A 12,045-nucleotide genomic window follows, 5' to 3' on the forward strand; every position below is an offset into this window, starting at 1 on the left:
CAGTCTTACATCACAAGCACCCACACGAATTGCTTGATTCAAGTTGTTAAAGAGCAATTTCGATCAAGTCTTTCGTCTCAACCGAGGCCGCGCATTCTACAGCAGCCTTTCTTTCTGTCAAGCTGTTTTTCGAAGAATTTTTTCTTTCTACTCAACAACTTAGCGCTTCAGTTGACTTCGTCTTCTTCAGCGAGGGGCGCATTCTACATCACCCCGGTACTGCGTCAAGTTGTTTTTTGAAAATTTCTTTTCTTTTCAACAACTTACTCGCTTCAGCAGAGCTTTCCGCTTCAGCGAGGCGCGCATTCTACATGAGCGAGGACAGGTGTAAACCCCCTATTCGAAAAAAGCCGAATCTATTGTTCGAATGGTCAGGAATCAGCCACTCGCCTCTATATATAGAGGGATCAGATCACCTGCTGCCCACGCAGTGCGGCGATGGCATCACTGCCCAGCCCCAGCACGCGTGCCAGCACCTCGTCGGTGTGCTCACCCAGGCGCGGTGGCGCAAGGCGGTATTCCACGGGGGTGTCGGAAAGACGCAGCGGGCTCGCCACCTGGGCAACCAGCCCCGAGAGCGCGTGAGGGAGTTCCACCTTCAGCCCACGAGCCAGCACCTGGGGATCCTCGAACACCGCCGCCAGGTCGTTGATCGGCCCGCAGGGCACACCGACCTCCTCCAGCGCCGCTACCCACTCGGCCGTCGTCTTGAACACGGTCGCCTGGCGGATCAGCGGGATCAGCTCGGCACGATTCGCCACCCGCGCCTTGTTGGAAGAAAAACGCGGGTCGTCGGCCCACTCCCGGTGGCCGGCGACCTCGCAGAACTTGCGGAACTGCCCATCGTTGCCAACGGTTAGGATGAAATCCCCATCCGCGGTGGGGAAGTCCTGATACGGCACGATGTTGGGATGCGCATTGCCCAGCCGGCGAGGTGCGTTCCCCGTGGTGAGGTAGTTCATCGCCTGGTTCGCCAGGCAAGCCACCTGCACGTCCAGCAGCGCCATGTCGATGTGCTGCCCACGCCCGGTCGTCCCGCGCGCGGTCAACGCAGCGAGGATGGCGACGGAGGAATACAGCCCCGTGAGGATATCGGTCAGCGCCACCCCCACCTTCACCGGCCCGGCTCCCTCCTCGGCATCCGAACGCCCGGTCAGGCTCATCAGCCCACCCAGCCCCTGGATCATGAAGTCGTAACCCGCGCGCTTGGCGTAGGGCCCGAACTGGCCGAAGCCGGTGATGGAGCAATAGATAAGGCGCGGATTGATCGCCTTCAGGGATTCGTAGTCCAGCCCATAGGCCGCCAGCCCACCCACCTTGAAGTTCTCGATGAGGATGTCCGACTCCGCCGCCAGCTTGCGCACCAGCGCCTGCCCCTCGGCCTGGGTGAAATCGATGGTCACCGACTGCTTGTTGCGGTTCGCGGAAAGGAAGTACGCCGCCTCGCTGGTATCCCGGCCATCGGCGTCCTTCAGATAGGGCGGGCCCCAGGAGCGGGTGTCGTCCCCGGCCCCCGGTCGCTCGACCTTGATCACCTCGGCACCGAGGTCGGCGAGTATCTGCCCGGCCCAGGGCCCGGCCAGCACACGGGAAAGATCGAGCACGCGGATATGCGAAAGGGCACCGGCCATGGAATCACCCAAAGGAGAAGGAAGGACAGGCACCACCCCCTCTATATATAGAGGGAGTGGCAACTCCGGATCAGAAGAACGCCTGGATACCGGTCTGCGCGCGACCGAGGATCAGCGCATGCACGTCGTGGGTCCCCTCGTAGGTGTTGACCACCTCCAGGTTCACCAGGTGACGGGCGATGCCGAACTCGTCGGAAATCCCGTTGCCGCCCAGCATGTCGCGGGCCAGGCGGGCGATGTCCAGCGCCTTGCCGCAGCTGTTGCGCTTCATGATCGAAGTGATCTCCACCGCAGCGGTGCCTTCATCCTTCATGCGACCCAAGCGCAGGCAACCCTGCAGCGCCAGGGTGATCTCGGTCTGCATATCGGCCAGCTTCTTCTGGATCAGTTGGTTGGCCGCCAGCGGACGACCGAACTGGTGACGGTCCAGCACATACTGGCGCGCGGTGTGCCAGCAGAACTCGGCGGCACCCAGGGCGCCCCAGGAAATGCCATAGCGGGCGGAGTTCAGGCAGGTGAACGGCCCCTTCAGGCCACGCACCTCGGGGAAGATGTTCTCCTCGGGGACGAACACGTTATCCATCACGATCTCACCGGTGATGGACGCCCGCAGGCCCACCTTGCCGTGGATGGCCGGTGCGCTCAGGCCTTCCCAGCCCTTCTCCAGCACGAAGCCGCGGATATCGCCGGCATCGTCCTTGCCCCAGACCACGAAGACATCGGCGATCGGGCTGTTGGTGATCCACATCTTGCTGCCGGTCAGGCGGTAGCCGCCCTCCACCTTGCGCGCGCGGGTGATCATCGAGCCCGGGTCGGAACCGTGGTTCGGCTCGGTCAGGCCGAAGCAGCCGATCCACTCGCCGCTGGCCAGCTTCGGCAGGTACTTCTGCTTCTGCGCCTCGCTGCCGAATTCGTTGATCGGCACCATCACCAGGGACGACTGCACGCTCATCATCGAGCGATAGCCGGAGTCGACGCGCTCCACCTCGCGGGCGATCAGCCCATAGCACACATAGTTCAGGCCGCTGCCGCCGTACTCCGCCGGGATGGTCGCGCCCAGCAGGCCGACCTCACCCATCTCGCGGAAGATCGCCGGATCGGTCTTTTCATGACGGAAGGCTTCCAGCACACGAGGCGCCAGCTTGTCCTGGGCGAACTGCTCGGCGCTGTCGCGCACCATGCGCTCCTCTTCCGTCAGTTGCTGGTCCAGCAGCAGCGGGTCGATCCAGTTGAAAGCAGCTTTGGCAGCCATGAAGGAATCCTCGGTATGCGGTGGATGCGGAACGGGTCGCGCCCGTCTTGTCGTATGCATTCATCCTAGACAGTGCCGGCCGCCAGGGGCAAACGAGGATTTTGCACCCTCTTGTGCTAATTTCTCACTCCGAAATCGCACAAGCCGCCGTTTACGCCACTCAATTGTGAGGCAGAGGTACAGCATGCGCCGCAAGATCCCCAGCACCAGTGCCTTGATCGCCTTCGAATCCGCCGCGCGGCACCAGAGCTTCACCAAGGCCGCCGAAGAACTGGCCCTGACCCAGAGCGCCATCTGCCGGCAGATCGGCGGGCTGGAGGAATTCCTCGGCCTGGAACTGTTCCGCCGCTCGCGCCGTGGCGTGAAGCTCACCGAAGCCGGCCTCGCCTACTCCCGGCGCATCGCCACCCAGCTGGATGCCGTGGAGCGCGACACCCTCGCCGTGATGGGCCAGCAGGGCGCCATGGCCATCGAGCTGGCCGTGGTGCCCACCTTCGGCACCCAGTGGCTGGTCCCCCGGCTGGCCGACTTCCAGCGCCTGCACCCGGAAGTGACGGTCAACCTCACCAACCGCACCCGCCCCTTCCTCTTCGCCGACACCGCCTTCGATGCCGCGCTCTACTTCGGTGACGCCGACTGGTCGGGCACCGAATCCCACTTCCTCATGCACGAGCACTCGGTGCCGGTGTGCAGCCCGCGCCTGCTCGGCGGCCGCACGCGCCTCAGCGCCAGCGAGATCGCCGGCCTCCCGTTGCTGCAACAGACCACCCGCCCCTACGCCTGGCGCCAGTGGTTCGGCTCCCTCGGCCTCAATGTCCCGCGTGACATGAGCGGCCCGCGCTACGAACTCTTCTCCATGCTCGCCCAGGCCGCCACCCACGAGATGGGCATCGCCCTCATCCCGCCCTTCCTCATCCAGCGCGAACTGGCCGACGGCAGCCTGGTCACCGCGCTGGACCACAGCTTCCGCAGCGACAAGGCCTATTACCTGATCATCCCCGAGCGCAAGGTCGAATCCGCCGCCCTGGGCGCCTTCCGCGACTGGCTGGTGGAAGCCGCGCGCCTCTACCGCCAGCAGGCCGGCCAGGACTGAGTCCACACGCCCGCCACTGTCACGCAAAGTAGCAGCCCGCCAGGCCGTATCGCCCCGCCCGCCCTTCGTCGCCCTGAAAAGCCCCCGCACAGGCCCGCGCGGGCGATGGCATCACCCACCCGGGTGATGGGTGAAATCGCCCGTTCAGGCAGTTATGGGCAGACTTTCGGCTGATTAGCATGAGGCCTCCTTCATCCTTCACTGGAGAGCCGCATGACAACAAGAACAATGCGCGGAATCTTCCGGCCGCACGCGCTGGCCGCCGCCGTGGCACTGGGATTCACCGCCCCCTCGTTCGCCGTCACCTTCAACATCGGGGAGATAGAAGCGCAGTTCGACTCATCGCTGTCGGTCGGCGCGAGCTGGGGCACCCGCGCGCCGGACCCGGAATTCATCTCCGTCGCCAGCGGTGGCGAAGCGCTCTCGCGCACCTCCGACGACGGCCGCCTCAACTTCAAGAAGGGCGAGACCTTCTCGAAGATCTTCAAGGGCATCCATGACCTCGAACTGAAGTACGGCGACACCGGCGTCTTCATCCGCGGCAAGTACTGGTACGACTTCGAGCTGAAGGACGAGCACCGCGAGTTCTACGACATCGACGACCACAACCGCAAAGAGGGCGCCAAGTCCTCGGGCGCGCAGATCCTCGATGCCTTCATCTACCACAACTACAACCTGGGCGACCTGCCCGGCAGCGTACGCGTCGGCAAGCAGGTGGTGAGCTGGGGCGAGAGCACCTTCATCGGCAACTCGATCAACAGCATCAACCCCATCGACGTCGCCGCCTTCCGCCGTCCCGGCGCCGAGATCAAGGAAGGCCTCATCCCGGTCAACATGATCTACGTCTCCCAGAGCCTGACCGACAGCCTCTCGGCCGAAGCCTTCTACCAGCTGGAGTGGGACCAGACGGTCGCCGACAACTGCGGCACCTTCTTCTCCACCTCCGACGTGGTCGCCGACGGCTGCACCGACCGCCTCGTCGTCAACGGCCCCGACCTGCCGCCCGGCGTCTCCACCAACACCGGCGCCACCCTCTACATCCCCCGCGCCGGCGACAAGGACGCCCGCGACAGCGGCCAGTTCGGCGTCGCCCTGCGCTGGTTCGTGCCGGAGTTCAACGACACCGAGTTCGGTGCCTATGCGATGAACTACCACAGCCGCGGGCCGGTGTTCAGCACCATCCGCACCACCACCCCGAGCCTGGCGGTCATCCCCGGCGCGCCGGGTGCCCGCTACTTCATCGAATACCCCGAGGACATCCGCCTCTACGGCGTGAGCTTCCAGACCAACATCGAAGGCACCTCGGTCGCCGGCGAGCTCAGCTTCCGCCCCAACATGCCGCTGCAGCTCAACAGCACCGACCTGTCCTTCGCCGCCCTGGCCGTCCCCTCCTCGCCGATCTTCGAAAGCGGCCACGGCAGCAACACCGCCGGCGCCATCCTCCACGGCTACGAGCGCAAGCCCGTCACCCAGGCCCAGGTCACCGCCACCCAGTTCGTCGACCAGGTCATGGGCGCCAGCCGCCTGACCCTGGTGGCCGAGGTCGGCTACAACCACATCGGCGGCCTCGACGACGACATGGGCTCGCTGCGCTACGGCCGCGACCCGATCTACGGCCCCGGCCAGCTCTCCTCGCAAGCCACCTGCCTGGCGCTCACCGCCACCAGCCCGGCCCAGCGCGAGTGCAACGACAAGGGCTTCTACACCAGCAGCTCCTGGGGCTACCGCGCCCGCGCCGCCCTGGACTACAGCAACGTCTTCGCCGGCATCAACCTCACCCCCAGCCTCGCCTGGTCCCATGACGTGGATGGCTACGGCCCCAACTTCAACGAAGGCAGCAAGGCCATCAGCCTCGGCCTCAACGCCGAATACCAGAACACCTACACCGCCAGCCTCAGCTACACCGACTTCTTCGGCGGCCACTACAACACCACCACTGACCGCGACTTCATCGCCCTCAGTTTCGGCCTGAACTTCTGATCAACGACCGCATAGGACTCGCACAATGAGAACCACAAGAATCCTGCAAGGCGGTGTGCTGGCCCTCAGCCTGCTGGCCGCCACCGTGATGGCCGCGGTATCGCCCGACGAGGCCGCCAAGCTCGGCACCAGCCTCACCCCGCTGGGCGCCGAGAAGGCCGGCAATGCCGATGGCAGCATCCCCGAATGGACCGGGGGCCTGCCCAAGAACGCGGCCGCCATCGACGCCAACGGCTTCCTCGCCGACCCCTTCGCCAGCGAGAAGCCGCTGTTCACCATCACCGCCGCCAACGCCGCGCAGTACAAGGACAAGCTCTCCGAAGGCCAGCTGGCGATGTTCAAGCGCTACCCCGAGACCTACAAGATCCCGGTCTACACCACCCACCGCACCGCCGCCGCGCCGGACGCCATCTACGCCGCCGCCAAGCAGAGCGCCCTCAACACCCAGCCGGTGGACGGCGGCAACGGCCTGTCCAACTTCGCCGCCAGCCACTACTACGCCTTCCCGATTCCCAAGGACGGCGTCCAGGTGCTGTGGAACCACATCACCCGCTACCGCGGCGGCAACGCCCGGCGCCTGGTGGTGCAGGTCACCCCGCAGACCAACGGCTCCTTCTCCCCGGTGCAGTTCCAGGACGAAGTCGCCTTCCCCGGCGACATGAGCGACCTCGACCAGGACAAGGCCGCCAACATCCTCCTCTACTTCAAGCAGCGGGTCCTCGCGCCCTCGCGCCTCGCCGGCAACGTGCTGCTGGTCCACGAGACCATCGACCAGGTCAAGGAGCCGCGCCTGGCGTGGATCTACAACGCCGGCCAGCGTCGCGTGCGCCGGGCGCCGCAGGTCGCCTACGACGGCCCCGGCACCGCCGCCGACGGCATGCGCACCGCCGACAACTTCGACATGTTCTCCGGCGCGCCCGACCGCTACGACTGGAAGCTCATCGGCAAGAAGGAGATGTACATCCCCTACAACAGCTACAAGCTCGACTCCACCTCCCTCAAGTACAAGGACATCGTCCAGGCCGGCCACATCAACCAGGACCTGACCCGCTACGAGCTGCACCGTGTCTGGGAAGTCGAGGCCACGCTGAAATCCGGCGAACGCCACATCTACGCCAAGCGCCACATGTACATCGATGAAGACAGCTGGCAGGTCGCCCTGGTGGATCACTACGACGGTCGCGGCCAGCTGTGGCGCGTCGGCGAAGGCCACGCCGAGTACCACTACGGCCAGCAGGTCTCCGGCTACACCCTGGAGGCCCTGTACGACATCATCGCCGGCCGCTACATCGCCCTGGGCCTGAAGAACGAGGAGAAACACGGCACCGAATTCGGCTTCAAGGCCAGCGGCGCCGACTACACCCCGGCCGCCCTGCGCAACGCCGGCATCCGCTGATCCACCCGCTCCACCCGCGCCCCGGCATGTCCGGGGCGCGCGCGTTCCGGGGCTGCGTTATGGCGCACAATCATTCGCGGCCATAGCGCTTCACCTGCCGCTGCCTTGGGTCTAGTCTCAATGACCACGGTTCATCCCATAACAACAACATCCGCGAGAACCGCCATGCCCCGCAGCAGCTCCGGCGTTCCGTCCGTTCGCGCCCCTCACTCCAGCATCCCGCGCCTGCCGCCGGCCCATGTGCCGCGCCCCCGGCTGACCGAACGCCTGCTCGCCGAACAGAGCCGGCTGCGCCTGCTCTGCGCCCCGGCCGGCTTCGGCAAGAGCGTGCTGTTCAGCGAATTGCTGCTGGGCCTGCGCGACCCCGGCCAGGTGCTCTGGCTCAACCTCGCCGGCCAGCCACTGCACCCCGAGCAGCTGATCGCGCAGATCGCCGGCGCCCTGCAGCGCCCGGTCCCCGACCTGCCCGCGCCGCTCGCCCTGCTGCAACTGCTCGATGGCGGCGGCAAGCCGCTGTGGCTCGTGCTCGACGACTACCCGAGCCAGCCCCCGGCAGCACTCGATGCCTGCATCGACCAACTGCTCGCCCGCGCCCTGCCCAACCTGCAGCTGCTGGTCAGCGCCCGCCAGCGGCCGGACTGGAACCTGCCACGCCTGCTGCTGGCCGGCGAACTGCAGGAACTGGACGCCACCCACCTGGCCCTGACCCGCGACGAACTGGAGCGCCTGGTCGACCAGCTCGCTCCCCAGGCCAGCGACGCCCAGCGCGAGGAACTCTGGCAGGAGAGCGAAGGCTGGTGCGCCGGCGCCCGCCTGCAGCTGTCCAGCCGCAATCACCCGCACGGCCCCGGCACCGCTGCCGCCGCCAGCCATTGCTGGCTGAAGGAATACCTCGACCACGAACTGCTCGCGCGCCTGGGTGACGAGGAAGCCCGCTGCCTGTTCGCGCTGGTCCACCTGCCCAAGGTCTCCGCCGAACTGTGCCGCCAGCTGTGGGAGGAAAGCGACGGCGCCGAACTGTTCTCGCGCCTGCTCGCCCGCCAGGCCTTCTGCATGCCGCTGGACGAGGACGGCCACTGGTACCGCGTGCTGCCCGCGGTGGCCAAGGTCCTGCGCAACCGCATCTCGGCCACCGCCGCGGCCCACCTGCACCTGGCTGCGTGCCGGGTGTTCATCGCCGCCGGCCAGGTGGAAGACGCCATCGAACAAGCGCTTTGCGCCGGGCAACCGGAAGTCGCCGCCAACTACCTCGAACACCTCGGCCAGGAATGGCTCACCGGCGAGCAGCACCTCGCCCACCTGCTCGCCTGGCGCGGCCGACTCCCGGCCCTGCTGCTGGAGAGCACGCCGCGCCTGCTCACCCTCAACGCCTGGGCGCTCTTGCTGGCCTGGCGCCTGGACGAAGCCGAGGACTGCATCCACAAGCTCGGCCGCTTCCTGCCCCAGGCCGATGCCCGCCGCAACCGCAAGCTGCTGGCCAACTGGCAGGCCCTGCACGGCGTGCTCGGAGCCCTGCGCGGCCGCCCCGGTCAGGACGCCGCGCTGCACTGCCAGCAAGCCCTGGAGCACCTGCCCGAGCGGGACTGGATGCCGATCCTGCTGTGCCACTCCGCCCTCGCCCGCATCGCCATGGCCAGCGGCCAGCCCGACCTCGCCCCGGTGCGCCTGCACGACGCCCTGGAGATCGCCCGGCGCCAGGGCAGCCTGCTGTTCGAAACCCTGATCAACCTCGACCGCACCCGCCTGCTGCTGCTGCGCGGCGAGTTCGCCCGCGCCCAGGGGCTGGTCACCCAGAGCTTCGCCCTGATCGGCCAGCGCAAGGCGGTGGACGGCCTGCTGCTCGGCCGCCTGCACCTGATCCAGGGCGAACTGCACCTGATCCACGGCCGCCTCGACGACGCCGAGACGGAACTGCGCATCGGCCTGGAACAGGCCCTGGAATGCGCCGACCCCTTCGCCCTGCACGGCTACCTCGGCCTTGCCGAACTCCGCTCGCGGCGCGGCGAGTTCGACCAGGCCTTCGTCCACCTGCGTGATGCCGAACGGGAAATGCATTGCCGCCAGGTCTGGCGCCTGTCCTTCAACGGCGTGCTCAGCCTGCAGAGCATGCGCGTGCTCGCCCGGCAGCAGCGCTGGGACCGCGTCGAGCCCGTGGGCCTGCGCATCCAGCGCTACTTCGAGGGCGACAGCCCCTGGATGCCACCGCTGGACTACCCCACCCTGCCGTTGCGCAACCTGCTCCTGCTGGCCCGCGGGCACCTGGCGGCGGGCCGCGCCGAACAGGCCGAGGCGATGCTGCGCCCACTGCTGCAGCGCTGCGAATTCCTCCAGTACCGACCGCTGGCCTGCGAAGTCGGCCTGGCGCTGGCCGAGGCGGCCCGCTGGCTCGGCCAGGGGGATGCCGCCAACCTGGAGCGCGAGGCTCGCCAACAGGCCGCCCACCTCGGCATGCAGGGCCTGCTGCAGGAGTGGCCCGCCGCCGGCCAACCCGGCGAGCGCAGCGGCACGGCGGGCACGGGCGACCACAGCAACCTGCTCAGCCAGCGCGAACGCTCGGTCCTGCAGCTGCTCGCCGAGGGTTTCTCCAACCAGGAGATCGGCAGCTACCTGTTCATCTCGGTGAACACGGTGAAAACCCACACCAAGAAGATCAACAGCAAGCTCGGCGTGAAGCGCCGCACCCAGGCAGTGATGCGCGCCAAGAGCCTCGGCCTGCTGGTTTGAGGCGCAACCGCGACAATCCACCACAGGGCGCGCCCGCCCTTCCTGCACTTCCCCCTCTGGGACGGGCTTTTCGGCGATATTTGACCCTGTAGTCAAATATTCATCAAAGCTACAGAAGCCCCGTTTTCCAGACACTTATGGCAACTATAAAAAACGCTGACTAACAGTCGCGCCGCCAATGACGGCAGGATGTCGCGGCCTCCCAGTGGGTCGGGCATGGCCTGATGGACATCCATTCATGTCAGGGATGTCATTCCCCGCCCACAGGGCCCCCGGATAGGCTGCGCAGCCAGTCCGGACGGCACTTTGAATCAAATGGCCGTTTTCCCGGTCAATTGGTGACTTGTAGTTACTGCCGCGTTTGACTTCAGAACTTCTTGAAGCACTCGCGGTTCGCCTGCAAAATGCCGCGCCCGCCGGTCAGCACCCAGTGCACCGAGCGGTTTTGTGCTGATCCGCCCCCGCCAGAGCGCCAACGTAGTGCGCTGGTCAATCACAACGATCACGCAGGAGAATTTACGTGCACATCGGTGTTCCTCTCGAAACCCTGGCCGGTGAAACGCGGGTAGCCGCGACTCCCGAGACCATCAAGAAACTGATCGGCCAAGGCCATCAGGTCACCGTCCAGAGCGGTGCCGGCGTCAGCGCCAGCATCACCGACGCGGCCTATGAAGCCGTCGGCGCCACCCTCGGCAGCGACGCCGCCGCCTTCGGTGCCGACCTGGTGCTGAAAGTCGTCGCCCCGTCCGACGCCGAACTGGCCCTCATGAAGGCCGGCGCCGTGCTGGTCGGCATGCTCAACCCGTTCAGCAACGAGACCATCGCGCGCATGAATGCCCGTGGCATCACCGCCTTCGCCCTCGAAGCGGCGCCGCGCACCTCCCGCGCCCAGAGCCTCGACGTGCTGTCGTCCCAGGCCAACATCGCCGGCTACAAGTCCGTGCTGCTGGCCGCGCATCACTACCCGCGCTTCATGCCGATGCTGATGACCGCCGCCGGCACCGTCAAAGCCGCACGCATCCTCATCCTCGGTGCCGGTGTCGCCGGCCTGCAGGCCATTGCCACGGCCAAGCGCCTGGGTGCGGTGATCGAAGCCTCCGACGTACGCCCCGCAGTGAAGGAGCAGATCGAATCCCTCGGCGCCAAGTTCGTCGACGTGCCCTTCGAGACCGATGAAGAGCGCGAATGCGCCCAGGGTGTCGGCGGTTACGCCCGCCCGATGCCGGCCTCCTGGATGGAGCGCCAGGCCAAGGCCGTGCACGAGCGCGCCAAGCAGGCCGACATTGTCATCACCACCGCGCTGATTCCGGGCCGCAAGGCACCGACCCTGCTGCACGAGGCGACCGTCGCCGAGATGAAGCCGGGCTCCGTGGTCATCGACCTGGCGGCGGCACAGGGCGGCAACTGCCCGCTGACCGAAGCCGAGCAGGTGGTGGTCAAGCACGGCGTCACCATCGTCGGCTACAGCAACCTGGCGGCCCTGGTGCCGGCGGATGCCTCGGCCCTCTATGCGCGCAACCTGCTGGACTTCCTCAAGCTGGTCATCGACAAGGACGGCCAGTTCCACGTCAACCTCGAAGACGACATCGTCGCCGCGTGCCTGATGTGCCGCGACGGGCAAGTCGTCCGCACCAACGGCTAAGGGGCAGCGGACATGGATATGATTTCTGACGGCATCTACAACCTGATCATCTTCGTGCTGGCGATCTACGTCGGCTACCACGTGGTCTGGAACGTGACCCCCGCCCTGCACACCCCGCTGATGGCCGTGACCAACGCCATCTCCGCGATCGTGATCGTCGGCGCCATGCTGGCCGCCGCCCTCACCGTCACCCCGCTGGGCAAGGCCATGGGCACCCTGGCCGTGGCCCTGGCCGCGGTCAACGTCTTTGGTGGCTTCCTGGTCACCCGACGCATGCTGGAAATGTTCAAGAAGAAAGCGCCCAAGGCGTCGGCGGAGAAGCACTGA

The 12,045-nt window shown here is 66.4% G+C and carries 8 protein-coding genes; 6 read left to right on the forward strand and 2 right to left on the reverse strand.

The features are described from left to right. Positions 1-407: 407 nt before the first annotated feature. Entirely contained in the window at positions 408-1,631 is a 1,224-nt protein-coding gene (locus WFQ67_RS29715; RefSeq protein WP_337058962.1) for a CaiB/BaiF CoA transferase family protein, read from the reverse strand. Between the two features lie 70 nt (positions 1,632-1,701). Beyond that, positions 1,702-2,883 carry an acyl-CoA dehydrogenase gene (locus WFQ67_RS29720; protein ID WP_337058963.1) on the reverse strand — a complete coding sequence of 394 codons (1,182 nt, stop codon included), beginning with the start codon at positions 2,881-2,883 and terminating at the stop codon, positions 1,702-1,704. Between the two features lie 184 nt (positions 2,884-3,067). On the opposite strand from WFQ67_RS29720, the gene WFQ67_RS29725 reads away from it, so the two are divergent. The 6 genes from WFQ67_RS29725 to WFQ67_RS29750 all read left to right on the forward strand — a co-directional run bounded on the left by WFQ67_RS29725 (position 3,068) and on the right by WFQ67_RS29750 (position 12,045). Then, positions 3,068-3,976 carry a LysR family transcriptional regulator gene (locus WFQ67_RS29725; protein WP_213627267.1) on the forward strand — a complete coding sequence of 303 codons (909 nt, stop codon included), beginning with the start codon at positions 3,068-3,070 and terminating at the stop codon, positions 3,974-3,976. Positions 3,977-4,189: 213 nt separating this feature from the next. Next, on the forward strand, positions 4,190-5,956 hold the full coding sequence (locus WFQ67_RS29730) for a DUF1302 domain-containing protein (protein ID WP_337058965.1): 1,767 nt from the start codon (positions 4,190-4,192) through the stop codon (positions 5,954-5,956). A gap of 25 nt (positions 5,957-5,981) precedes the next feature. Beyond that, a complete protein-coding gene (locus WFQ67_RS29735; RefSeq protein ID WP_043243041.1) occupies positions 5,982-7,352 on the forward strand; it encodes a DUF1329 domain-containing protein in 1,371 nt (456 codons plus the stop codon). 165 nt (positions 7,353-7,517) lie between these two features. Then, the gene (locus tag WFQ67_RS29740) at positions 7,518-10,076 is read left to right on the forward strand and encodes a LuxR C-terminal-related transcriptional regulator (protein ID WP_337058966.1); all 2,559 of its coding nucleotides are present in this window, start codon (positions 7,518-7,520) and stop codon (positions 10,074-10,076) included. Between the two features lie 520 nt (positions 10,077-10,596). Further along, positions 10,597-11,718, forward strand: coding sequence for a Re/Si-specific NAD(P)(+) transhydrogenase subunit alpha (locus tag WFQ67_RS29745; RefSeq protein ID WP_173178211.1), 1,122 nt, complete (start codon positions 10,597-10,599; stop codon positions 11,716-11,718). Between the two features lie 12 nt (positions 11,719-11,730). Continuing rightward, the gene (locus WFQ67_RS29750) at positions 11,731-12,045 is read left to right on the forward strand and encodes an NAD(P) transhydrogenase subunit alpha (protein ID WP_021217425.1); all 315 of its coding nucleotides are present in this window, start codon (positions 11,731-11,733) and stop codon (positions 12,043-12,045) included.

Origin of the sequence: Pseudomonas sp. USHLN015, assembly GCF_037153275.1 — a bacterium.
Lineage (GTDB): Bacteria > Pseudomonadota > Gammaproteobacteria > Pseudomonadales > Pseudomonadaceae > Metapseudomonas > Metapseudomonas tohonis.